The 24,302-nt window shown below is 56.4% G+C and carries 20 protein-coding genes; 16 read left to right on the forward strand and 4 right to left on the reverse strand.

Features of this window, described 5'->3' with window-relative positions; genetic code table 11:
* Positions 1-6 precede the first annotated feature (6 nt).
* A complete protein-coding gene (locus AB6V08_RS05670; RefSeq protein WP_368541768.1) occupies positions 7-1,839 on the forward strand; it encodes an SLC13 family permease in 1,833 nt (610 codons plus the stop codon).
* 54 nt (positions 1,840-1,893) lie between these two features.
* On the opposite strand, the gene yfbR is transcribed toward AB6V08_RS05670, so the two are convergent.
* Positions 1,894-2,493 (reverse strand): 5'-deoxynucleotidase, encoded by a 600-nt coding sequence (gene yfbR / locus AB6V08_RS05675; RefSeq protein ID WP_368541769.1) that lies wholly within the window; start codon positions 2,491-2,493, stop codon positions 1,894-1,896.
* A 93-nt stretch (positions 2,494-2,586) separates the two neighbouring features.
* Positions 2,587-3,801: an alanine transaminase AlaA gene (gene alaA, locus AB6V08_RS05680; RefSeq protein ID WP_368541770.1), complete on the reverse strand. Its 1,215-nt coding sequence runs from the start codon at positions 3,799-3,801 to the stop codon at positions 2,587-2,589.
* Positions 3,802-4,740: 939 nt separating this feature from the next.
* On the opposite strand from alaA, the gene lrhA reads away from it, so the two are divergent.
* The 14 genes from lrhA to nuoN all read left to right on the forward strand — a co-directional run bounded on the left by lrhA (position 4,741) and on the right by nuoN (position 21,334).
* On the forward strand, positions 4,741-5,679 hold the full coding sequence (gene lrhA / locus AB6V08_RS05685) for a transcriptional regulator LrhA (protein WP_368541771.1): 939 nt from the start codon (positions 4,741-4,743) through the stop codon (positions 5,677-5,679).
* Positions 5,680-6,309: 630 nt separating this feature from the next.
* On the forward strand, positions 6,310-6,750 hold the full coding sequence (gene nuoA, locus AB6V08_RS05690; protein ID WP_003861475.1) for an NADH-quinone oxidoreductase subunit NuoA: 441 nt from the start codon (positions 6,310-6,312) through the stop codon (positions 6,748-6,750).
* A 15-nt stretch (positions 6,751-6,765) separates the two neighbouring features.
* Complete coding sequence (nuoB, locus tag AB6V08_RS05695; RefSeq protein WP_003861482.1) at positions 6,766-7,440, forward strand: NADH-quinone oxidoreductase subunit NuoB; 675 nt, start codon at positions 6,766-6,768, stop codon at positions 7,438-7,440.
* An 89-nt stretch (positions 7,441-7,529) separates the two neighbouring features.
* Positions 7,530-9,332 (forward strand): NADH-quinone oxidoreductase subunit C/D, encoded by a 1,803-nt coding sequence (gene nuoC / locus AB6V08_RS05700; RefSeq protein ID WP_368541772.1) that lies wholly within the window; start codon positions 7,530-7,532, stop codon positions 9,330-9,332.
* 2 nt (positions 9,333-9,334) lie between these two features.
* On the forward strand, positions 9,335-9,835 hold the full coding sequence (nuoE, locus tag AB6V08_RS05705; RefSeq protein WP_006176513.1) for an NADH-quinone oxidoreductase subunit NuoE: 501 nt from the start codon (positions 9,335-9,337) through the stop codon (positions 9,833-9,835).
* Positions 9,832-11,169 carry an NADH-quinone oxidoreductase subunit NuoF gene (gene nuoF, locus AB6V08_RS05710; protein WP_063450389.1) on the forward strand — a complete coding sequence of 446 codons (1,338 nt, stop codon included), beginning with the start codon at positions 9,832-9,834 and terminating at the stop codon, positions 11,167-11,169. The genes nuoE and nuoF overlap by 4 nt, the downstream gene beginning before the upstream one ends.
* A 55-nt stretch (positions 11,170-11,224) precedes the next feature.
* Positions 11,225-13,948 carry an NADH-quinone oxidoreductase subunit NuoG gene (nuoG, locus tag AB6V08_RS05715; RefSeq protein ID WP_368541773.1) on the forward strand — a complete coding sequence of 908 codons (2,724 nt, stop codon included), beginning with the start codon at positions 11,225-11,227 and terminating at the stop codon, positions 13,946-13,948.
* Positions 13,945-14,922: an NADH-quinone oxidoreductase subunit NuoH gene (gene nuoH / locus AB6V08_RS05720; protein ID WP_152081705.1), complete on the forward strand. Its 978-nt coding sequence runs from the start codon at positions 13,945-13,947 to the stop codon at positions 14,920-14,922. Before nuoG ends, nuoH begins: the two co-directional genes overlap by 4 nt.
* A gap of 13 nt (positions 14,923-14,935) precedes the next feature.
* On the forward strand, positions 14,936-15,478 hold the full coding sequence (gene nuoI / locus AB6V08_RS05725) for an NADH-quinone oxidoreductase subunit NuoI (protein WP_010433353.1): 543 nt from the start codon (positions 14,936-14,938) through the stop codon (positions 15,476-15,478).
* Positions 15,479-15,489: 11 nt separating this feature from the next.
* The gene (gene nuoJ, locus AB6V08_RS05730; protein WP_063450387.1) at positions 15,490-16,044 is read left to right on the forward strand and encodes an NADH-quinone oxidoreductase subunit J; all 555 of its coding nucleotides are present in this window, start codon (positions 15,490-15,492) and stop codon (positions 16,042-16,044) included.
* Positions 16,041-16,343 carry an NADH-quinone oxidoreductase subunit NuoK gene (nuoK, locus tag AB6V08_RS05735; RefSeq protein ID WP_003861496.1) on the forward strand — a complete coding sequence of 101 codons (303 nt, stop codon included), beginning with the start codon at positions 16,041-16,043 and terminating at the stop codon, positions 16,341-16,343. Before nuoJ ends, nuoK begins: the two co-directional genes overlap by 4 nt.
* Complete coding sequence (gene nuoL, locus AB6V08_RS05740) at positions 16,340-18,181, forward strand: NADH-quinone oxidoreductase subunit L (protein ID WP_368541774.1); 1,842 nt, start codon at positions 16,340-16,342, stop codon at positions 18,179-18,181. The genes nuoK and nuoL overlap by 4 nt, the downstream gene beginning before the upstream one ends.
* A gap of 159 nt (positions 18,182-18,340) precedes the next feature.
* On the forward strand, positions 18,341-19,870 hold the full coding sequence (gene nuoM / locus AB6V08_RS05745) for an NADH-quinone oxidoreductase subunit M (protein WP_368541775.1): 1,530 nt from the start codon (positions 18,341-18,343) through the stop codon (positions 19,868-19,870).
* Positions 19,871-19,876: 6 nt separating this feature from the next.
* On the forward strand, positions 19,877-21,334 hold the full coding sequence (gene nuoN, locus AB6V08_RS05750) for an NADH-quinone oxidoreductase subunit NuoN (protein ID WP_368541776.1): 1,458 nt from the start codon (positions 19,877-19,879) through the stop codon (positions 21,332-21,334).
* A gap of 396 nt (positions 21,335-21,730) precedes the next feature.
* Here the strand turns inward: nuoN and AB6V08_RS05755 are convergent, their stop codons facing one another.
* Positions 21,731-22,735 (reverse strand): chemotaxis protein, encoded by a 1,005-nt coding sequence (locus tag AB6V08_RS05755; RefSeq protein WP_368541777.1) that lies wholly within the window; start codon positions 22,733-22,735, stop codon positions 21,731-21,733.
* Positions 22,736-22,799: 64 nt separating this feature from the next.
* Complete coding sequence (gene rnz / locus AB6V08_RS05760) at positions 22,800-23,717, reverse strand: ribonuclease Z (protein WP_368541778.1); 918 nt, start codon at positions 23,715-23,717, stop codon at positions 22,800-22,802.
* A 71-nt stretch (positions 23,718-23,788) separates the two neighbouring features.
* Between rnz and AB6V08_RS05765 the strand changes: the two genes are divergently transcribed.
* Positions 23,789-24,250: a GNAT family N-acetyltransferase gene (locus AB6V08_RS05765; RefSeq protein WP_368541779.1), complete on the forward strand. Its 462-nt coding sequence runs from the start codon at positions 23,789-23,791 to the stop codon at positions 24,248-24,250.
* Positions 24,251-24,302 lie beyond the last annotated feature (52 nt).

The following is a 24,302-nucleotide window of genomic DNA, read 5'->3' on the forward strand; positions in this document are numbered from 1 at the left end:
TACGTTGTGAACGGTGAACTGATTTGGGTACTCAGCCTGCTTTTTATCGCCATTATTCTCTTTGCCACGGGCAAGGTTCGCATGGATGCGGTGGCCTTGTTTGTCATCGTCGCCTTTGTATTAAGCGGCACGCTTACACTTCCTGAAGCCTTCTCCGGCTTTAGCGACCCGAACGTAATTCTGATTGCCGCGCTGTTTATCATCGGCGACGGGCTGGTGCGCACGGGCGTGGCGACCATTATGGGCTCCTGGCTGGTGAAGGTAGCGGGCAACAGCGAAACCAAGATGCTGGTTTACCTGATGCTGACCGTCGCCGGGCTGGGGGCCTTTATGAGCTCCACCGGCGTGGTCGCCATCTTTATTCCGGTGGTGTTAAGCGTCTCAATGCGGATGCAAACCTCGCCCTCCCGCCTGATGATGCCGCTCAGCTTCGCCGGGCTTATCAGCGGCATGATGACCCTGGTGGCAACGCCGCCAAACCTGGTGGTGAACAGCGAGCTGATCCGGGAAGGGCTGGAGGGGTTTAGCTTCTTCAGCGTCACGCCGCTCGGACTGGTGATCCTGGTGATGGGCGTCATTTACATGCTCCTGACCCGCTTTGCGCTGCAGGGGGAAAAGCAGGATAAAGCGAAAGACGGCTGGAAGCGCCGCACCTTCCGGGATCTGATTAAAGAGTACCGCCTGACCGGGCGGGCGCGCCGTCTGGCAATACGCCCGGGTTCGCCGATGATCGGTCAACGCCTTGATGATTTAAAACTGCGCGAGCGCTACGGGGCGAACGTAATCGGCGTGGAGCGCTGGCGTCGTTTTCGCCGGGTGATTGTGAACGTTAACGGGGTGTCGGAATTCCGCGCGCGGGACGTGCTGCTGATCGATATGTCCACGGCGGACGTCGATTTGCGCGAGTTTTGCAGCGAACAGCTGCTTGAGCCAATGGTGCTGCGCGGGGAGTATTTCTCCGATCAGGCACTGGACGTCGGGATGGCCGAAGTCTCGCTGATCCCGGAATCCGAGCTGCTGGGCAAAACCGTGCGGGAAATGGGTTTTCGCACCCGCTATGGCCTCAACGTTGTCGGGTTAAAGCGCGACGGCGTGGCGCTGGAAGGGGCGGTGGTGGATGAGCCGATCCTGCTTGGGGATATTTTTCTGGTGGTGGGCAACTGGAAGCTTATCAGCCAGCTCGGGCAAAAAGGCCGCGATTTTGTGGTGCTCAATATGCCGGTTGAGGAGAGCGACGCCTCGCCCGCGCACAGCCAGGCGCCGCACGCGATTTTCTGTCTGGTGCTGATGGTCGCCCTGATGCTGACCGACGAAATCCCGAACCCAATCGCCGCGATCATAGCCTGCCTGCTGATGGGCAAATTCCGCTGCATCGACGCGGAAAGCGCCTATAAAGCGATTCACTGGCCGAGCATTATTCTGATTGTCGGGATGATGCCGTTCGCCCTCGCGCTGCAGAAGACCGGCGGTGTGGATCTGGTGGTGAAAGGGCTGATGGACATCGGCGGCGGCTACGGCCCTTACTTGATGCTGGTCTGCCTGTTCGTGATGTGCGCGTCCATCGGCCTGTTTATTTCCAATACCGCAACGGCGGTGCTGATGGCGCCTATCGCGCTGGCGATGGCGAAATCAATGGGCGTTTCGCCGTATCCGTTCGCCATGATGGTGGCGATGGCCGCGTCCGCGGCGTTCATGACGCCCGTCTCTTCGCCGGTCAACACGCTGGTGCTCGGGCCGGGTAACTATAAATTCAGCGACTTCGTGAAGATTGGCGTGCCGTTCACCGTGCTGGTGATGGTGGTGTGCGTGGTGTTGATTCCGGTGCTGTTCCCGTTTTAAGCGTGAGCGTAGAAACGCAGGCCGGGTAAGGCGAAGCCGCCGCCCGGCAAAAAATTACAGCGGCGAATCCTGGCTTATCTCGTCCAGAGACAAATGGAAGCTCGGCACAAACACCTGCATGAAATAATCCATCTCCGCGCTGCGGCGGGTTTCAAGCGTCTTTTCCAGCCGCGTTTTTGCCAGCAAGAATTCGTTATTCCCCGCAGACAGCTCTTCCAGACATTTCAGGTAGGCGCAAAGCGCATCCGCCTGTTTAACCAGCGATTTTTCATCTTCGGTATAGCTGTGCTCATCAATCAGCGGTTCAAAGATATCGCGCAGCTCGTCCGGCACCATGTCGATCAGCTTTTGCTGGGCAATCTTCTCGATGGCCTTATATTCCTGGGCGATTTGCGAATTGAAATATTTCACGGGGGTGGGCAGATCGCCGGTCAGCACTTCTGAGGCGTCGTGGTACATCGCCAGCAGCGCGATTCGCTCGGGATTGACCTGTCCGTTGAACTTGCGGTTTTTAATCGCTGCCAGCGCGTGAGCGACCATCGCAACCTGGAGGCTGTGCTCGGACACGTTCTCGGTACGCACGTTGCGCATCAGCGGCCAGCGATTGATGAGTTTTAGGCGGGAGAGGTGGGCAAAAAAATGGCTCTGACTCATGGGTTACCTTCTGTCTTCACTGCGACGGACTTCATTGTGCGGGGAGGGGAGGCAAGATGCAAATCAGGCTACCGAAGTAGCCTGATTTTAAGATTACTGGTGATAACCCGAGAGGAATCGACCAAAGCGGCTTATCGCCATTTCGAGGTCGTCTTCGCGCGGCAGGGTCACGATGCGCACGTGATCCGGCCACGGCCAGTTAAAGGCGGTTCCCTGAACCAGCAGCACTTTTTCCTGCAGCAGGAAGTCGAGCACCATTTTCTGGTCGTCGTGAATATTAAAGCGTTTAGCGTCAATTTTCGGGAACATGTAGAGCGCGCCGTTTGGCTTCACGCAGGACACGCCGGGAATATCGTTGATCAGCTCCCACGCGCGGTTGCGCTGCTCGTACAAACGCCCGCCAGGAGTGATGAATTCGCTGATGCTCTGGTAGCCGCCAAGCGCGGTCTGGATCGCGTGCTGCGCCGGTACGTTTGCGCACAGACGCATCGAGGCCAGCATTTCCAGCCCTTCGATATAGCCTTTGGCGTGCTTTTTCGGGCCGTTAAGCACCATCCAGCCCTGACGGAAGCCCGCCACGCGGTAGGTTTTTGACAGGCCGTTAAAGGTCACGGTCAGCAGGTCAGGCGCCAGAGCGGCAATCGAGTGGTGCTGCGCGGCGTCGTACAGGATCTTGTCGTAAATTTCGTCGGCAAAGATGATCAGGTTGTGCTGGCGGGCGATCTCCACGATCTCCATCAGCAGCTCCTTCGAATAAACCGCGCCGGTTGGGTTGTTCGGGTTGATAATCACGATGCCGCGGGTGCGGGGCGTGATCTTCGCGCGGATATCGTCCAGATCCGGGAACCAGTCGGACGACTCGTCGCACAGATAATGCACCGCTTTGCCGCTGGAGAGCGACACGGCCGCCGTCCACAGCGGGTAATCCGGGGCCGGAACCAGCATTTCGTCGCCGCTGTTCAGCAGCGCCTGCATCGCCTGCACGATCAGTTCGGAAACGCCGTTGCCGATATAAATATCTTCAACGGTGACATCGCGCATTCCACGCGCCTGATAATGCTGCATGATGGCTTTGCGGGCGGAATAAAGGCCTTTTGAATCGCAATAACCCTGCGCGGTTGGCAGATTGCGGATCACGTCAACCAGGATCTCATCCGGCGCATCAAAACCAAATGGCGCGGGGTTACCAATGTTGAGTTTCAGAACCTTATTGCCTTCTTCTTCAAGGCGTTTGGCCTCTTTCAGAACCGGGCCGCGGATGTCGTAACAGACGTTGTCGAGTTTGCTGGATTTTTCGATAGGGGACATGAACCTTTAACCTTTTGCTATTATCGCCACTCCCTGCCGTGGAAGTCAGCACGGAACAATGTACTCCCACATCGCTGCGTTTTGAAGGGCATACAGAAGAAGATTTTGCTCAATGGCATAAAATCTTTGTAATCTATTCCGCTATTCATGAGCGTTTTTTCTGCTTTAAAGTAATGCTTTAAATGTGGGTTTGCGTTTATTGTGCTGTCCAACGCCGTTATTGTTGAATTTTGTGCTGGAGTAAATAAAAATGGCGGCGCAGGGCGAGGAAGAGAAGAAGATCAGTTGCCATAAGTGACTTTTCGTAAAACCTGAGTCCTTTGTTATAGTTTATGTGAATAAATCCTTCTGGATAAAAGTTGCCCATGTAAATTTAATGTTAAGTGTTATTAATGAATACACTTAATCTAAATTAAAATTTATTTATTATTGCCGACGAAAATGCAACTTTCGTTAATTTTAATAAAATTAGTTTAGCCGCTTATCAACACTGTTAAATCTTCAATATTGCAATAATACTTATAAATAAAGTGGATTTGGGTTAAGATGTCTTTCGGAAAAGTAGACCAGAGTGGTATATCCGAACCTGCTTTTCTGCATTAATTGATTGTTATTGTTAGAGTTATCTCTTACGTGAATGTGTGAACCACATCCTGCTAAGTTGACAGCGCTGCGATAAAGATGGCAGATACCCTGTGATTCCTTTAATGGAATTTACATAAAATCTGCATTCATCTAAATATCCTGAACGTTTTAGAGAATAAAAATATCGTCATGAAACGTGATTTCTGACTGTTGATATACACCAGCACAATAACTATCTGTCAGGCAGTCTGCCGGGCCGGGATGCGAGGGAAATCCTTCAGAAGGAATTGTTTAACTGTTACACACAGCTTCAACCCGGGCAGCTCCGCACGAGCAACCTGTAAGTGAATAGATATGATAAATGCAAATCGTCCGATAATGAATCTCGACCTCGATCTGCTGAGAACGTTTGTTGCGGTCGCCGATCTCAACACTTTTGCAGCAGCTGCTGCCGCAGTCTGTCGTACCCAGTCAGCCGTTAGCCAACAAATGCAAAGGCTGGAGCAACTGGTCGGTAAAGAGCTATTTGCCCGACACGGGCGGAATAAACTTTTAACTGAACACGGTATTCAGCTTTTAGGATATGCCAGGAAAATACTTCGCTTTAATGATGAAGCATGTATGTCATTAATGTTTAGCAATCTCCAGGGAGTGTTAACATTAGGGGCCTCTGATGAATCCGCTGATACCATTTTGCCTTTCCTGCTCAATCGAATTAGTTCGGTTTATCCGAAACTTGCGCTGGATGTCAGCGTAAAGCGTAATGCCTTTATGGTTGAGATGCTGAAAGAGAACGAGGTGGATCTGGTGGTGACCACGCACCGTCCGGGGCAGTTTGATTGCCTGACGCTGCGTACCTCACCCACGCACTGGTACTGCGCGGCGGAATATGTTCTGCAAAAAGGCGAACCCATTCCGCTGGTATTGCTCGACGATCCAAGCCCGTTCCGGGATATGGTGATCGCCGCGCTGAATGAAGCCAATATTCCGTGGCGTCTGGCGTATGTCGCATCGACGCTGCCCGCCGTGCGCGCCGCGGTGAAGGCGGGGCTTGGCGTTACCGCCCGTCCGGTGGAGATGATGAGCCCGGATCTGCGCGTGCTGGGCAAGGCCGATGGCCTTCCTGCGCTGCCGGACACGGAGTATCTGCTTTGCCATAACTCAGCAAGCAATAACGAGCTGGCGAAGGTGGTGTTCGAGGCGATGGAGAATTACCACAATCCATGGCAATACGAGCACGTTACTCCCGAAGGGGGGGATGACTCCCTGATCGTCGAAGGTGATTTTGAGTGATCGATAGCTCAAAAAACTGGTAACAATTTGTAAGTGTAAAAAAAGGCCACTCGCGCGAATTTTCAGCGGAGTGGTTTTTTTTTGCCACAAATAACCTTCCCGCTGACGCGGGTTAAACCTTTACTTGTTATATATCATCAAGATGCATGGAATGGTTTAAAATTTAAACGATTTCTGTTCTCACAGCCTGCATCCCCGGTTCATGTTAAAAAAACAGGAAATATGTTGCCGTTTTTTTGATTGAATTAACAAAAGCGTGTCGCAGATCAAGAAAATACTCCTATTTGGGGGGAGGAATCGTTGGAGAATCCTGTCAAAATAGGAGGGTTATTTTTTTTACTTCCAAAACGGACACGATTCAACAACATGCATTTGACGTAAAGTCAGACACCCACCAGGGTTAAAGGGCATGAATTGTTAATGAGAATCGCTCGATGTAATTTAATGTGAAGAAACCTTTGTTAAAGTTGACAAAAGGTTATAGAAAGGAGTAAAAAACCACATCATTTTGCTGTCTACGCCTCATTTCCGACAGTTAGTGTAAGGTTATTTGTTCCTCCCCATGAATCGATGTGATACCCATCTGCCAGCAAGAGCAGTGTCACTGGTATCACTTTTGATGAGTAAGCAATGAGTATGTCAACATCCACAGAAGTCATCGCTCATCACTGGGCATTCGCAATCTTTCTTATTGTAGCCATTGGCCTGTGCTGCCTGATGTTAGTCGGCGGCTGGTTCCTGGGCGGTCGCGCCCGCGCAAGGCACAAAAACACACCTTTCGAATCAGGTATTGATTCAGTAGGTACCGCTCGCTTACGCCTGTCTGCCAAGTTCTATCTGGTAGCCATGTTCTTCGTCATCTTCGACGTGGAAGCGCTTTACCTTTTCGCATGGTCTACTTCCATCCGCGAAAGTGGTTGGGTGGGCTTTGTCGAGGCCGCAATTTTCATTTTAGTGTTACTGGCCGGTCTGGTTTATCTGGTGCGTATTGGCGCGCTGGACTGGACACCTGTGCGTTCACGCCGTGAACACATCAACCCGGAAAACAGTATCTCTAATCGTCAGCAGTAACAGCGAGGCAATAAGATGGATTATACGCTCACCCGCATAGATCCTAACGGTGAGAATGACCGTTACCCCCTGCAAAAACAGGAGATCGTAACCGACCCCCTGGAGCAAGAAGTCAATAAAAGCGTGTACATGGGCAAGCTCGAACATGCCATGCACGATATGGTCAACTGGGGTCGTAAGAACTCCATCTGGCCTTACAACTTTGGCCTTTCTTGCTGCTACGTTGAAATGGTGACGTCATTCACTGCGGTGCATGACGTTGCGCGTTTTGGGGCAGAGGTACTGCGTGCTTCCCCGCGTCAGGCTGACCTGATGGTGGTTGCCGGTACATGCTTTACCAAAATGGCACCCGTGATTCAGCGTCTTTATGACCAGATGCTTGAGCCGAAATGGGTTATTTCCATGGGCGCATGTGCAAACTCCGGCGGTATGTACGACATTTATTCCGTTGTGCAGGGCGTTGATAAGTTCATCCCTGTGGATGTGTACATCCCGGGCTGCCCGCCACGTCCGGAAGCTTACATGCAGGCGCTGATGCTGCTGCAGGAGTCCATCGGTAAAGAACGCCGTCCGCTCTCCTGGGTTGTAGGCGATCAGGGTGTGTACCGCGCGAACATGCAGTCTGAGCGCGAGCGTAAACGCGGCGAACGTATTGCAGTAACCAACCTGCGTACGCCTGACGAAATTTAATTTGCGCCTGTGGGCATGGAGTAAACCTTCGCATATCACTACTCAAATAGCGCGAAGCCACGCCCAACAGTCACCACGGACCATTTGCAATGGTGAACAATATGACCGACTTAACCGCGCAAGAAGCCGCCTGGCAGACAAGGGATCATCTGGATGACCCCGTCATTGGCGAACTGCGCAACCGTTTAGGGCCGGATGCCTTTACTGTTCAGGCCACCCGCACCGGGGTACCCGTTGTTTGGGTGAAGCGTGAGCAATTACTGGAAGTGGTTGATTTCCTCAAGAAATTACCAAAACCTTACGTCATGCTGTTTGACTTACACGGCATGGACGAACGTCTGAGAACGCACCGCCAGGGTCTCCCTGCCGCGGATTTTTCCGTTTTCTACCACCTGATCTCAATAGACCGCAACACGGATATCATGCTCAAGGTGGCATTGTCCGAAAACGACATGCATCTGCCGACGATCACCAAACTTTTCCCGAATGCCAACTGGTATGAGCGCGAAACCTGGGAAATGTTCGGCATGACCTTCGACGGCCACCCGCACCTGACGCGCATCATGATGCCGCAGACCTGGACCGGTCACCCGTTGCGTAAAGACTACCCGGCTCGTGCCACCGAATTCGATCCGTTTGAGCTGACCAAAGCCAAGCAGGATCTGGAGATGGAAGCGCTGACCTTCAAGCCGGAAGACTGGGGCATGAAGCGCGGTACCGAAAACGAGGACTTCATGTTCCTCAACCTCGGCCCGAACCACCCGTCTGCACACGGTGCTTTCCGTATTATTCTTCAGCTTGATGGCGAAGAGATTGTCGACTGCGTACCGGATATCGGCTACCACCACCGTGGTGCTGAGAAGATGGGCGAGCGCCAGTCCTGGCACAGCTATATTCCGTACACCGACCGTATCGAGTACCTCGGCGGCTGCGTGAACGAAATGCCATACGTGCTGGCCGTTGAGAAGCTGGCAGGCATCACCACCCCGGATCGCGTTAACGTGATTCGCGTGATGCTGTCTGAACTGTTCCGTATTAACAGCCACCTGCTGTACATCTCCACGTTCATTCAGGACGTCGGCGCGATGACCCCGGTGTTCTTCGCCTTTACCGACCGTCAGAAAATCTACGATCTGGTGGAAGCGATTACCGGTTTCCGTATGCACCCGGCCTGGTTCCGTATCGGCGGTGTGGCACACGATCTGCCGCGCGGATGGGATCGTCTGCTGCGTGAGTTCCTCGACTGGATGCCGAAACGCCTGGCCTCTTACGAGAAAGCCGCGCTGCGCAACACCATCCTGAAAGGCCGTTCCCAGGGCGTTGCTGCCTACGGCGCGAAAGAAGCGCTGGAGTGGGGCACCACCGGTGCTGGCCTGCGTGCAACCGGTATTGATTTCGACGTGCGTAAAGCCCGTCCTTACTCTGGCTACGAGAACTTCGACTTTGAAGTCCCGGTTGGCGGCGGCGTGTCCGACTGCTATACCCGCGTGATGCTGAAAGTAGAAGAGCTGCGCCAGAGTCTGCGCATCCTTGAGCAGTGCCTCAACAACATGCCAGAAGGCCCGTTCAAAGCGGATCACCCGCTGACCACGCCGCCGCCGAAAGAGCGCACGCTGCAACATATCGAAACCCTGATCACTCACTTCCTGCAGGTTTCCTGGGGCCCGGTCATGCCGGCGCAAGAATCCTTCCAGATGATTGAAGCGACCAAGGGTATCAACAGTTACTACCTGACCAGCGACGGCAGCACCATGAGCTACCGTACCCGCGTGCGTACGCCAAGCTTCGCGCACCTGCAGCAGATCCCGGCCGCCATCCGCGGCAGTCTGGTCTCCGACCTGATTGTGTATCTGGGTAGTATCGATTTTGTTATGTCAGATGTGGACCGCTAATTATGCACGAGAATCAACAACCACAAACCGAGGCTTTTGAGCTGAGTGAAGCAGAGCGTGCCGCTATTGAGCACGAGATGCACCACTACGAAGACCCGCGTGCGGCGTCCATTGAAGCGCTGAAAATCGTACAGAAACAGCGTGGTTGGGTGCCGGATGGCGCGATCTACGAGATCGCAAAAGTGCTGGGTATTCCGGCGAGCGACGTGGAAGGGGTGGCAACGTTCTACAGCCAGATCTTCCGCCAGCCGGTGGGCCGCCACGTGATCCGCTACTGTGACAGCGTTGTCTGTCACATCACCGGTTATCAGGGCATTCAGGCTGCGATTGAGAAGAAGCTCAATATCAAGCCGGGCCAGACCACGTTTGATGGTCGCTTTACTCTGCTGCCAACCTGCTGCCTGGGTAACTGCGACAAGGGGCCGACCATGATGATTGATGAGGACACTCACAGCCATCTGACGCCGGAAGCCATTCCTGACCTGCTGGAGCAGTACAAATGAAAACTGTAATTCGTACTGCTGAAACTCATCCGCTGACCTGGCGTCTGCGCGATGACAAACAGCCGGTATGGCTTGACGAATACCAGAGCAAAAATGGCTATGCCGGTGCGCGTAAAGCCCTGGGCGGCATGGCGCCGGATGAAATCGTTAACGCGGTTAAAGACGCTGGCCTGAAAGGGCGCGGCGGGGCGGGCTTCTCCACCGGTCTGAAGTGGAGCCTGATGCCTAAAGACGAATCCATGAACATCCGTTACCTGCTGTGTAACGCCGATGAAATGGAGCCGGGCACCTATAAAGACCGCCTGCTGATGGAGCAGCTGCCGCACCTGCTGGTGGAAGGCATGCTGATCTCCGCGTTTGCGCTGAAAGCCTACCGTGGCTACATCTTCCTGCGCGGCGAGTACATCGAGGCGGCAGAAAACCTGCGTCGCGCGATTGCCGAAGCGACCGAAGCGGGCCTGCTTGGCAAAAACATCCTCGGCACCGGTTTTGACTTCGAACTGTTCGTTCACACCGGGGCAGGGCGCTATATCTGCGGTGAAGAAACCGCGCTGATTAACTCCCTCGAAGGCCGCCGCGCGAACCCGCGCTCCAAGCCACCGTTCCCGGCAAGCTCCGGTGTGTGGGGTAAACCGACCTGCGTAAACAACGTCGAAACCCTGTGTAACGTTCCGGCTATCCTCGCCAACGGCGTGGAGTGGTATCAGGGCATCTCCTCAAGCAAAGATGCCGGTACCAAGCTGATGGGCTTCTCCGGTCGCGTGAAAAACCCTGGCGTCTGGGAACTGCCGTTCGGCACTACCGCGCGCGAAATTCTTGAAGACTACGCTGGCGGCATGCGCGATGGCCTGAAGTTCAAAGCCTGGCAGCCGGGTGGCGCAGGGACTGACTTCCTGACCGAAGCGCACCTTGACCTGCCAATGGAATTCGAAAGCATCGGTAAAGCGGGCAGCCGTCTGGGTACGGCGCTGGCGATGGCCGTTGACCACGAGATTGGCATGGTATCGCTGGTGCGTAACCTGGAAGAGTTCTTCGCCCGTGAGTCCTGCGGCTGGTGTACACCGTGCCGTGACGGTCTGCCGTGGAGCGTGAAGATCCTGCGCGCAATCGAGCGTGGCGAAGGCCAGCCGGGCGATATCGAGACACTTGAGCAACTGTGTCGATTCCTGGGCCCGGGTAAAACCTTCTGCGCCCACGCACCGGGTGCCGTAGAGCCACTGCAGAGCGCGATTAAATATTTCCGCGACGAATTCGAAGCTGGCATCAAGCAGCCGTTCAGCAATACCCATTCAATCAATGGTATTCAGCCGAACCTGCTGAAAGCGCGCTGGTAACGACAAGAATTTTGATTAACGCTCGGTTTCGACTGAGACAACTGGAAGCATGCTAATGGCTACGATTCATGTAGACGGCAAAGAATACGAGGTCAACGGGGCGGACAACCTGCTGGAAGCTTGTCTGTCGCTCGGCCTTGATATTCCGTATTTTTGCTGGCATCCGGCGCTGGGCAGCGTCGGTGCTTGCCGCCAGTGTGCGGTGAAGCAATATCAAAACGCGGAAGACACGCGTGGTCGCCTGGTGATGTCCTGTATGACGCCAGCGACCGAAGGCACCTTTATTTCTATCGATGACGAAGAAGCTAAACAGTTCCGCGAAAGCGTTGTGGAATGGTTGATGACTAACCACCCGCACGACTGTCCGGTGTGTGAAGAGGGCGGTAACTGCCACCTTCAGGATATGACCGTAATGACTGGTCATAGCTTCCGTCGCTATCGCTTTACCAAGCGTACCCACCGCAACCAGGATCTGGGGCCGTTCATCTCTCACGAAATGAACCGCTGCATCGCCTGCTACCGCTGCGTGCGTTACTACAAAGACTACGCAGACGGTCAGGATCTGGGCGTGTACGGCGCGCATGACAACGTCTACTTCGGTCGTCCGGAAGACGGTACGCTGGAGAGCGAATTCTCCGGTAACCTGGTTGAAATCTGCCCGACCGGCGTATTCACCGACAAGACGCACTCCGAGCGCTACAACCGTAAGTGGGACATGCAGTTTGCGCCAAGCATCTGCCAGCAGTGCTCCCTCGGCTGTAACACCAGCCCGGGTGAACGCTACGGCGAACTGCGTCGCATCGAAAACCGCTATAACGGTACCGTTAACCACTACTTCCTCTGCGACCGCGGTCGTTTCGGCTATGGCTATGTGAACCTGAAAGACCGTCCGCGTCAGCCGGTTCAGCGCCGTGGCGACGACGTTATCACCCTGAACGCCGAACAGGCGATGCAGGGCGCGGCAGACATTCTGCGCCAGTCGAAGAAAGTAATCGGTATCGGCTCCCCGCGCGCCAGCGTTGAAAGCAACTTCGCGCTGCGCGAGCTGGTTGGGGCGGAAAACTTCTACACCGGTATCGCCGAAGGCGAGCAGGAACGTCTGCAACTGGTGCTGAAAGTGCTGCGCGAAGGCGGTATTCATACCCCTGCGCTGCGCGAAATCGAATCTTACGATGCGGTTCTGGTGCTGGGTGAAGACCTCACGCAGACCGGCGCACGTGCGGCTCTGGCGGTTCGCCAGGCGGTGAAAGGTAAAGCGCGCGAAATGGCGGCGGCCCAGAAAGTGGCTGACTGGCAGATTGCGGCAATCCTTAACATCGGCCAGCGCGCGAAGCATCCGCTGTTCGTGACCAACATCGACAATACCCGTCTGGACGATATCGCCGCGTGGACCTACCGTGCGCCGGTTGAAGATCAGGCGCGTCTTGGTTTCGCCATCGCCCACGCGCTGGACAACAGCTCTCCGGCCGTTGAACTGGATCGCGACCTGCAAAACAAGGTCGACGTGATCGTTCAGGCGCTGGCAGGGGCGAAAAAGCCGCTGATTATCTCCGGGACAAACGCCGGCAGCGCCGAAATCATTCAGGCGGCGGCGAACGTTGCCAAAGCGCTGAAAGGCCGCGGTGCGGACGTCGGCGTGACCATGATTGCCCGTGCGGTTAACAGCATCGGTCTGGGCATGATTGGCGGCGGCTCGCTGGAAGCTGCGCTGAGCGAACTGGAATCCGGTTCCGCTGACGCCGTTGTGGTGCTGGAAAACGACCTGCATCGCCACGCTTCTGCGGCACGCGTTGACGCAGCGCTCTCGAAAGCGCCGCTGGTGATGGTTATCGACCATCAGCGCACCGCGATTATGGACAAAGCGCACCTGGTGCTCTCCGCGGCAAGCTTCGCGGAAAGCGACGGTACGGTTATCAACAACGAAGGCCGCGCGCAGCGCTTCTTCCAGGTGTATGACCCGGCGTATTACGACAGCAACACCGTAATGCTGGAAAGCTGGCGCTGGCTGCACTCCCTGCACAGCACCGTGCAGAGCCGTGAAGTGGACTGGACGCAGCTCGACCACGTTATCGACGCGGTCGTCGAGAAGCTGCCTCAGCTGGCGGGCATCAAAGATGCAGCCCCTGACGCAAGCTTCCGCATTCGCGGTCAGAAGCTGGCGCGTGAACCGCACCGTTACAGCGGTCGTACCGCAATGCGTGCCAACATCAGCGTTCACGAACCGCGCCAGCCGCAGGACAAAGACACGATGTTCGCCTTCTCGATGGAAGGGAACAACCAGCCGTCCGCGCCGCGCTCTCAGGTTCCGTTCGCATGGGCACCGGGCTGGAACTCCCCGCAGGCATGGAACAAGTTCCAGGCTGAAGTGGGCGGTTCTCTGCGTCACGGTGATCCGGGCGTGCGCCTGATTGAAGCGTCCGACACCGGTCTCGAGTTCTTTACCTCGGTTCCGGCACGCTTCGAAGCGCAGGACGGTAGCTGGCGTATCGCGCCTTACTATCACCTGTTCGGCAGCGACGAGCTGTCTCAGCGTTCACCGGTCTTCCAGACCCGTATGCCGCAGCCGTACATCAAGCTCAACCCGGCAGACGCCGCGAAGCTTGGCGTCAACGCGGGTGCGAACATCGCCTTTAGCTATGAAGGTCAGACAATCAGCCTGCCGCTGGTTATCTCTGAAGGTCTGAGCGCAGGGCAGGTGGGTCTGCCGATGGGTATGCCTGGCATCGCGCCGGTACTGGCGGGTGCGCGTCTTGATAATTTGCAGGAGGCTAAAGCATGAGTTGGTTAACGCCGGATCTTATCGACATTCTGCTTAGCATCCTTAAGGCAATCGTCATTCTGCTGGTGGTGGTCACCTGCGGCGCGTTCATGAGCTTTGGTGAACGTCGTCTGCTCGGTCTGTTCCAGAACCGCTACGGGCCGAACCGCGTAGGCTGGGGTGGTTCACTCCAGCTGGTGGCGGACATGATCAAAATGTTCTTTAAAGAGGACTGGATCCCGCGCTTCTCGGATCGCGTGATCTTTACTCTGGCACCGATGATCGCCTTTACCTCGCTGCTGCTGGCGTTTGCTATCGTTCCCGTCAGCCCGACCTGGGTTGTGGCTGACCTGAACATCGGCATTCTGTTCTTCCTGATGATGGCAGGCCTCGCGGTTTACGCGGTGCTGTTCGCAGGCTGGTCCAGTAACAACAAATACTCGCTGCTGGGTGCGATGCGTGCTTCCGCGCAGACGCTGAGCTACGAAGTGTTCCTGGGGCTGTCCCTGATGGGCGTGGTGGCGCAGGCCGGTTCATTCAACATGACCGACATCGTCAACAACCAGGCCGACATCTGGAACGTCATCCCGCAGTTCTTTGGTTTTGTTACCTTTGCTATCGCGGGCGTGGCGGTGTGTCACCGTCACCCATTTGACCAGCCAGAAGCCGAACAGGAACTGGCCGACGGTTACCACATTGAATATTCCGGTATGAAATTCGGTCTGTTCTTCGTGGGCGAGTACATCGGTATCGTCACCATTTCCGCGTTGATGGTAACGCTTTTCTTTGGTGGCTGGCATGGCCCGTTCTTACCGCCGTTCATCTGGTTCGCGCTGAAAACCGCGTTCTTCATGATGATGTTCATTTTGATTCGTGCGTCGTTACCGCGTCCTCGTTATGACCAGGTAATGTCCTTCGGCTGGAAAGTGTGCCTGCCGCTGACGCTCGTCAACTTGTTGGTAACGGCGGCTGTCATTCTCTGGCAGCAGCCATAAGGGGCTTTAGACCATGACCTTAAAAGAATTATTGGTAGGTTTCGGCACCCAGGTACGCAGTATCTGGATGATCGGCCTGCACGCGTTTGCCAAACGCGAAACCCAGATGTACCCGGAAGAGCCGGTATATCTGCCGCCGCGCTACCGTGGCCGTATCGTGCTGACGCGCGACCCGGACGGTTCCGAGCGCTGCGTGGCCTGTAACCTGTGTGCGGTGGCCTGTCCGGTCGGCTGTATCTCTCTGCAAAAAGCCGAGACGGTAGACGGTCGCTGGTACCCTGAGTTCTTCCGCATCAACTTCTCACGCTGCATCTTCTGCGGTCTGTGTGAAGAAGCGTGCCCAACCACGGCGATTCAGCTGACTCCAGACTTCGAGCTGGGTGAGTACAAGCGTCAGGACCTGGTGTACGAGAAAGAGGATCTGCTGATTTCCGGTCCGGGCAAATACCCGGAATATAACTTCTACCGGATGGCGGGTATGGCAATCGACGGCAAAGATAAGGGCGAAGCAGAGAACGAAGCTAAGCCTATCGACGTCAAGAGCCTGTTACCGTAAGGAGAGGGGCAATGGAATTCGCTTTTTATATCTGTGGCCTGATCGCCATCCTGGCTACGCTGCGAGTGATTACGCACACCAACCCGGTGCATGCGCTGCTCTATTTAATCATTTCGCTGCTGGCTATTTCCGGGGTGTTCTTTGCGCTGGGCGCACACTTTGCCGGTGCGCTTGAAATCATCGTGTACGCCGGGGCCATCATGGTGCTGTTCGTCTTCGTGGTGATGATGCTGAACCTGGGCGGCTCTGAAATCGAACAGGAACGTCAGTGGTTAAAACCGCAGGTGTGGATTGGCCCGGCGATCCTGTCGGCCATCATGCTGGTGGTGATTGTTTACGCCATTCTGGGCGTGAACGACCAGGGCATTGACGGCACGCCGATCAGCGCGAAAGCCGTGGGTATCACCCTGTTTGGACCGTACGTTCTGGCGGTAGAACTGGCGTCGATGCTGTTGCTGGCAGGTCTGGTTGTGGCATTCCACGTTGGCCGCGAAGAGCGTGCCGGTGAGGTGCTGAGCAACCGCACTGACGACCGCGCGAAAAGAAAAACGGAGGAACGCGCATGATCCCCTTAACACATGGATTGATCCTTGCTGCGATTTTATTCGTTCTGGGCTTAACCGGACTGGTTATCCGCCGCAATCTGCTGTTTATGCTGATCGGTCTGGAAATCATGATTAACGCCTCCGCGCTGGCCTTCGTGGTCGCCGGAAGCTACTGGGGCCAGACCGATGGTCAGGTGATGTACATTCTCGCCATCAGCCTCGCGGCTGCCGAAGCGAGTATTGGCCTGGCGCTGTTGCTGCAGCTCCATCGTCGCCGCCAGAACCTGAACATCGATTCAGTAAGTGAGTTGCGTGGATGAACATGCTTGCCTTAACCATTATTTTTCCGCTGATTGGCTTTGTGCTGCTGGCGTTTTCTCGCGGCCGCTGGTCTGAGAATCTGTCCGCAACCGTGGGCATTGGCTCTATCGGTCTGGCTGCGCTGGTCACAGCGTATGCGGGTATCGACTTCTTAAACAGCGGACGCCAGCCGTTCAGCGTACCGCTGTGGACCTGGATGTCGGTCGGTGATTTCAACATCGGTTTCAACCTGGTGCTGGATGGTCTGTCCCTGACCATGCTCTCCGTGGTGACCGGCGTGGGCTTCCTGATCCACATGTTCGCCTCCTGGTATATGCGCGGTGAAGAGGGTTACTCCCGCTTCTTCGCCTACACCAACCTGTTTATCGCCAGCATGGTTGTTCTGGTGCTGGCCGATAACCTGCTGCTGATGTATCTGGGCTGGGAAGGCGTGGGTCTGTGTTCTTATCTGCTGATCGGTTTCTACTACACCGATCCGAAGAATGGCGCAGCGGCCATGAAAGCGTTCGTCGTGACCCGCGTGGGTGACGTGTTCCTCGCCTTCGCGCTGTTCATTCTCTACAACGAACTGGGCACGCTGAACTTCCGCGAAATGGTGGAACTGGCGCCGGCGCACTTCGAAGCAGGCAACAACATGCTGTGGTGGGCAACGCTGATGCTGCTGGGTGGCGCCGTGGGTAAATCCGCGCAGCTGCCGTTGCAGACCTGGCTGGCCGACGCGATGGCGGGTCCAACCCCTGTCTCCGCGCTGATCCACGCGGCAACCATGGTAACCGCGGGCGTTTACCTGATTGCGCGTACCCACGGTCTGTTCCTGATGACCCCGGAAATCCTGCATCTGGTGGGTATCGTCGGTGCGGTCACGCTGGTGCTGGCAGGCTTTGCCGCGCTGGTACAGACCGACATCAAACGCGTTCTTGCTTACTCCACCATGAGCCAGATTGGCTATATGTTCCTGGCGCTGGGCGTTCAGGCGTGGGACGCGGCCATTTTCCACCTGATGACGCACGCGTTCTTTAAAGCGCTGCTGTTCCTGTCATCCGGTTCGGTGATCCTGGCCTGCCACCACGAGCAGAACATCTTCAAGATGGGCGGACTGCGTAAGTCCATCCCGCTGGTCTATGTCTGCTTCCTGGTGGGCGGCGCGGCGCTGGCGGCACTGCCGCTGATTACCGCGGGCTTCTTCAGTAAGGACGAAATCCTTGCGGGTGCCATGGCGAATGGTCATATCAATCTGATGGTTGCGGGTCTGGTCGGTGCGTTCATGACCTCCCTGTATACCTTCCGTATGATTTTCATCGTATTCCACGGTAAAGAACAAATTCACGCTCACGCAGGGAAGGGGATTACCCACCACCTGCCGCTGATTGTGCTGCTGGTACTCTCCACCTTCGTTGGCGCGATGATTGTGCCACCGCTGCAGGGCGTACTGCCGGCCACTACCGAGCTTGAGCACGGTCGCGTTCTGACGCTTGAAATCACCTCCGGTGTGGTCGCTATCGCGGGCATCCTGATTGCCGCATGGCTGTGGCTGGGTAAACGCACGCTGGTGACCGCGGTTGCCAACAGTGCGCCGGGCCGCCTGCTGGGTACCTGGTGGTACAACGCGTGGGGCTTCGACTGGCTGTACGACATGATCTTCGTTAAGCCGTTCCTGGGCATTGCGTGGCTGCTGAAGCGCGACCCGATGAACAGCATGATGAATATCCCGGCGATCCTCTCCCGCTTTGCAGGTAAAGGCCTGCTGTTAAGCGAGAACGGTTACCTGCGCTGGTATGTGGCGTCCATGAGCATCGGTGCGGTTGTCGTGCTGGCGCTGCTGATGGTGTTGCGATAGTGGTTTTGCCCGGTGGCGCTGCGCTTACCGGGCCTACGAGACCGTAGGTCGGGTAAGCGTGAGCGCCACCCGACACCACAAACCGCACTAACGCGTGAATTTTGTCGAATTTGTTGAAAATCGGTCCCTTAGGGACTTTAACAAGGAATAAAAATCGCCATGTTATTACCCTGGCTAATATTAATTCCCTTCATCGGCGGCTTCCTGTGCTGGCAGACTGAACGCTTTGGCGTGAAGATGCCGCGCTGGATCGCGCTGATCACCATGGGATTGACGCTCGCGCTTGGTCTGCAACTGTGGTTGCAGGGTGGCTACTCACTGACCCAGTCTGCGGGCATTCCGCAGTGGCAGGATGAGTTCATTCTCCCGTGGATCCCGCGTTTCGGTATCACGATTCACCTGGCGATTGACGGTCTGTCGCTGCTGATGGTGGTGCTGACCGGTCTGCTCGGCGTTCTGGCGGTACTCTGCTCCTGGCGAGAAATCGAAAAATACCAGGGCTTCTTCCACCTGAACCTGATGTGGATCCTGGGCGGCGTTATCGGCGTGTTCCTTGCCATCGACATGTTCCTGTTCTTCTTCTTCTGGGAAATGATGCTGGTGCCGATGTACTTCCTGATCGCGCTGTGGGGCCATAAGGCGTCCGACGGTAAAACGCGTATCACGGCGGCAACCAAGTTCTTCATCTATACCCAGGCGAGCGGTCTGGTGATGCTGATTGCCATCCTGGCGCTGGTGTTTGTTCACTACAACGCGACCGGCGTCTGGACCTTCAACTATGAAGAGCTGCTGAAGACCCCGATGTCCCACGGCGTGGAATATCTGCTGATGCTGGGCTTCTTCATCGCCTTCGCGGTGAAAATGCCGGTGGTTCCACTGCACGGCTGGCTGCCGGACGCGCACTCCCAGGCGCCAACCGCGGGTTCCGTTGACCTGGCCGGTATCTTGCTGAAAACCGCGGCCTACGGTCTGCTGCGCTTTGCGCTGCCGCTGTTCCCGAACGCTTCCGCTGAGTTCGCGCCAATCGCCATGTGGCTCGGCGTGATCGGCATCTTCTACGGCGCGTGGATGGCGTTTACCCAGTACGACATCAAGCGTCTGATTGCCTACACCTCCGTTTCCCACATGGGCTTCGTGCTGATTGCGATCTACACCGGCAGCCAGCTCGCGTACCAGGGTGCGGTTATCCAGATGATTGCGCACGGTCTGTCTGCGGCGGGTCTGTTCATTCTGTGTGGTCAGCTGTACGAACGTCTGCACACCCGCGACATGCGCATGATGGGCGGCCTGTGGGGCAAAATGAAGTGGCTGCCAGCGCTGTCGATGTTCTTCGCGGTGGCGACCCTGGGTATGCCAGGCACCGGTAACTTCGTCGGCGAATTTATGATTCTGTTCGGCAGCTTCAAAGTGGTGCCGGTGATTACCGTGATCTCCACCTTTGGTCTGGTGTTCGCTTCCGTCTATTCCCTGGCGATGCTGCATCGCGCCTACTTCGGTAAAGCGAAGAGCGAAATTGCCGCACAACAGCTGCCTGGGATGTCGCTGCGTGAGCTGTTCATCATCCTGCTGCTGGTCGTACTGCTGGTGCTGTTGGGCTTCTATCCACAGCCGATTCTGGATACCTCGCACTCCGCGATGGGTAATATCCAGCAGTGGTTTGTTAATTCTGCTTCTACTACAAGGCCGTAATTCGCCATGACAATAACTCCACAACAACTGATCGCGCTGCTACCGCTGCTGATCGTCGGATTGACGGTGGTGGTTGTGATGCTCTCCATTGCGTGGCGACGCAATCACTTCCTGAATGCCACGCTGTCGGTCATCGGACTGAACGCTGCGTTAGTTTCTCTCTGGTTTGTTGGCCAGGCGGGGACGATGGACGTCACGCCGCTGATGCGCGTTGACGGCTACGCCATGCTGTATACGGGTCTGGTTCTGCTGGCGAGTCTGGCAACCTGTACCTTTGCGTACCCGTGGCTCGAAGGCTACAACGACAACAAAGAAGAGTTTTACCTGCTGGTTCTGATTGCCGCACTGGGCGGCATTCTGCTGGCGAATGCGAACCACCTGGCCGCGCTGTTCCTCGGTATTGAGCTTATCTCTCTGCCGCTGTTCGGCCTGATTGGCTACGCCTTCCGCCAGAAGCGTTCTCTGGAAGCGGCGATCAAATACACCATTCTGTCAGCGGCGGCGTCGTCGTTCCTGCTGTTTGGTATTGCGCTGCTGTACGCACAGTCCGGTAACCTCTCCTTCGTGGCGCTCGGCAAGAGCCTCGGCGACGGTATGCTGCACGAGCCGCTGCTGCTGGCGGGTCTGGGCATGATGATTGTAGGCCTCGGCTTTAAGCTCTCTCTGGTGCCGTTCCACCTGTGGACGCCAGACGTATACCAGGGCGCTCCGGCTCCGGTTTCCACCTTCCTGGCGACGGCGAGCAAAATCGCTATCTTCGGCGTGGTGATGCGTCTGTTCCTGTACGCGCCGGTGGGTGACAGCGAAGCGGTACGCGTGGTGCTCGGCATTATCGCGTTCGTGTCCATCATCTTCGGTAACCTGATGGCGCTGAGCCAGACCAACATCAAACGTCTGCTGGGCTACTCGTCTATCTCCCATCTGGGCTATCTGCTGGTGGCGCTGATTGCGCTGCAAAGCGGTGAGATGTCGATGGAAACCGTGGGCGTGTATCTGGCCGGTTACCTGTTCAGCAGCCTCGGCGCGTTCGGCGTGGTGAGCCTGATGTCCAGCCCGTACCGCGGCCCGGATGCCGATTCACTGTTCTCCTACCGTGGTCTGTTCTGGCACCGTCCGATCCTGTCTGCGGTGATGACCGTGATGATGCTCTCTCTGGCGGGTATCCCGATGACGCTGGGCTTCATCGGTAAGTTCTACGTACTGGCCGTCGGTGTGCAGGCGGGTCTGTGGTGGCTGACCGCGGGCGTGGTTATCGGCTCTGCGATTGGTTTGTACTACTACCTGCGCGTTGCCGTGAGCCTGTACCTGAGCGCACCTCAGCAGCTCAACCGCGATGCGCCAGGCAACTGGCAGTACAGCGCGGGCGGTATTGTGGTACTGATTTCCGCACTGCTGGTGCTGATCTTCGGTATCTACCCGCAGCCGCTCATCACCATCGTGCAGCACGCGATGCCGCTGATGTAAGTAAGGTAAAAGTAAAAAACCCGCCTCGGCGGGTTTTTTTTATGGTTGCACCCTCTCCCCGTGGGAGAGGGCCGGGGTGAGGGCACCCGCCCGCACAGAATGATTTTCTCCCTCTCCCTGTGGGAGAGGGCCGGGGTGAGGGCACCAGACCGCACCGAACTAAAAACCCGCCTCGGCGGGTTTTTTTATGGTTTTCTCCCGCTCAGTGCGGGCTAAGGGATCCTCGTGAAGCGGCAATTTTCTTGCCGGAAGCCGCCCTGACCATCAGAGCCGTATGTTCCCCTCACCCTAACCCTCTCCCAAGGGGAGAGGGAATTGCTTCGAAAGGCCAATGTTACTGAGACTCCCTCCCCCTGTGGGAGAGGGCCGGGGTGAGGGCACCCGCCCGCACCAGACTCAAGCCAGCTGCTTGCGGCTAATTAGCGGCCCGTCAATCTTCTTCATCGAGCGGTCCAGCACTTCCTCAATCACCGACGACAGCTCGTTCAGCTCAAACTTCGCCACGTACCCGTCGGCCTTCACCTTGCGGATATGGTCTTCGTTGGCGTTGCCGGAAAGCGACGAGTGGATCACCACCGGAATATCCTTCAGCACCGGGTCGGTTTTGATTTTGCGCGTCAGCGTAAAACCGTCCATCTCCGGCATTTCGAGGTCGGTCAGCACGAGGGCGATTTTATCGGTGATCGGCACACCTTCGGCCTGCGCCTCGGCGGCCAGCACGCCAATTTTCTCCCACGCGTCTTTCCCGGTGATATGCAGCTGCGCCGGGATCTCCATCGCCTGCAACCCTTTCTCCAGCATCGAACGCGCGACCTTGGAGTCTTCCGCCACGATGGCAACCGACCCCGGTTTGATGTTGAACTTGGTGGTTTTCAGGTTGGTGGCGTGCAGATCGTGGTTAGCCGGGGTGATGTCATAGAGGATCTGCTCCACGTCCAGCACCATCGCCAGATCGTTGGTGTCGGTCTTCTCATCGAGACAGGCAATGCTGGTGATGTAGCGCCCGCTGACGGCGGTCTCCGCGGCGTGAACCTGCTTCCAGTCCAGACGCATAATGTTCTCGACGGATTCCACGGCAAACGCCTGCACGCTGCGGGCGTATTCGGTGATCAGCAAAATATTCAGGCCGGTCGTCGGTTTACACCCCGCCACCGCGGCCAGGTCAATCACCGGGATCACCTGGTCGCGAATATTCACCATCCCCATCAGCGGCGACTTCATCCCCGCAGGTTTGGTGAATTCCGGCATCGGCACAATTTCGCGCAGCTTAAACACGTTAATGCCAAACAGCTCGGATTTGTTTTCGTTAAGCGACGTGCCGAGACGGAACAACAGCAGCTCAAAGCGGTTCGACAGGGTCAAATTTGCCCTGTCATCAATGTCTTTCTGGAAATTATCCATTCTACCCTCAACTAAAATGCTGACCTTTTAATCGTTATCGGCATTCCGAGGGAAAAGTGAAGGACTAAACGCTCACCTGCGCGAAATCTTCCGCCAGCTCGCAGTTGGCGAACACCTCGCGGCACTCTGCCAGCAGGCTGGCGCAGCCCCGGGCGTCGTAGCGCGAGCTAACGTGGGTCACAATCAGCTTCCCGGCGCCTGCATCCCGGGCAAGCTGCGCCGCCTGGCGCGTGGAGCTGTGGCCCCGGCCGTTGGCTTTCTCTTCCATCGCCGTTTCGAGCGTCGCCTCATGCACCATCACATCCACGCCCTGCGCCAGCCGCAGCGCGCCGGGGCAGGGGGCGGTATCGCCGAAAATCGCCAGCTTCTTGCCCGGCAGCGGGGCGGAAAGATAGTCCTGACCCTTGACCACGCGCCCGTCGTCCAGCGTGACGGTCTCGCCCTGCTTCAGGCGCTGGAACAGCGGCCCGGGCTTAATACCATCGGCAATCAGCGCGGCGGCGTCGAGCGCGCCGGGCCGGTCGTGCTCGTCCACGCGGTAGCCGTAGCACTCCACCGGATGATTTAGCGGCTCGGCCGTCACGGTATAAAACGCGTCTTCAAACACCACGCCTTCGGTGATTTCAACCACCTCCATCGGGTAATCGGTCCACGAGCCGCTCAGGCGCAGCGTGGTTTCAACGAACTCGCGAATGCCCGCCGGGCCGTAGATAGTCAACGGACTGGCGTTCCCCGCCATCGAGCGGCTGCACAGCAGTCCCGGCAGGCCAAACAGATGATCGCCGTGCAGGTGCGTAATAAAGATTTTATCCAGCTTGCCCGGGTGATACGCCGTGTGTAACAGCCGGTGCTGCGTGCCTTCGCCGCAGTCAAACAGCCACAGCCCGGCGCGGGTCGGGTGCTGCAAATCCAGCAGCATCGCCGTGACGTTTCGTGAGCGGGTTGGCACCCCGGCAGATGTCCCCAGAAAAATCAGTTCCATAACGCAATCAGCCCTTTGCTGAACAGGAGGGTGTTTAGTATAACGTGATGAACCCCAAGAAGGAGCCTGACATGATCCAGTGGCAAGATTTACACCATAGTGAGCTGACGATTCCGTCGCTTTACGCGCTGCTCAAGCTGCGCTGCGAAGTGTTCGTCGTTGAACAAACCTGCCCATACCAGGATATCGACGGGGATGACCTGGTGGGGGAAAACCGCCACATCCTCGGCTGGAAAGATAACGAGCTGGTCGCGTATGCGAGGATTCTGAAAAGTGAAGACGATTTCGAGCCCGTGGTGATAGGCCGCGTCATCATCAGCGGCAGGGCGCGGGGCGAAAAGCTCGGCTATCGCCTGATGGAGCAAACCCTGGCGGCGTGCGAAAAACAGTGGCCGGACAAGGCGTTATACCTGGGCGCGCAGGCGCATCTCCAGGCGTTCTACGCCCACTTTGGCTTTACGCCGGTGACCGAGGTTTACGACGAAGACGGCATTCCGCACATCGGCATGGCGCGGGAAGCGAAACAGGCGTAATGCGTCGCCGTTGTCTATAGTTAGCGGACTGGTTTACTAACATGGAGAAGAA

This window comes from Enterobacter soli (genome assembly GCF_964208575.1).
GTDB lineage: Bacteria > Pseudomonadota > Gammaproteobacteria > Enterobacterales > Enterobacteriaceae > Enterobacter > Enterobacter soli_A.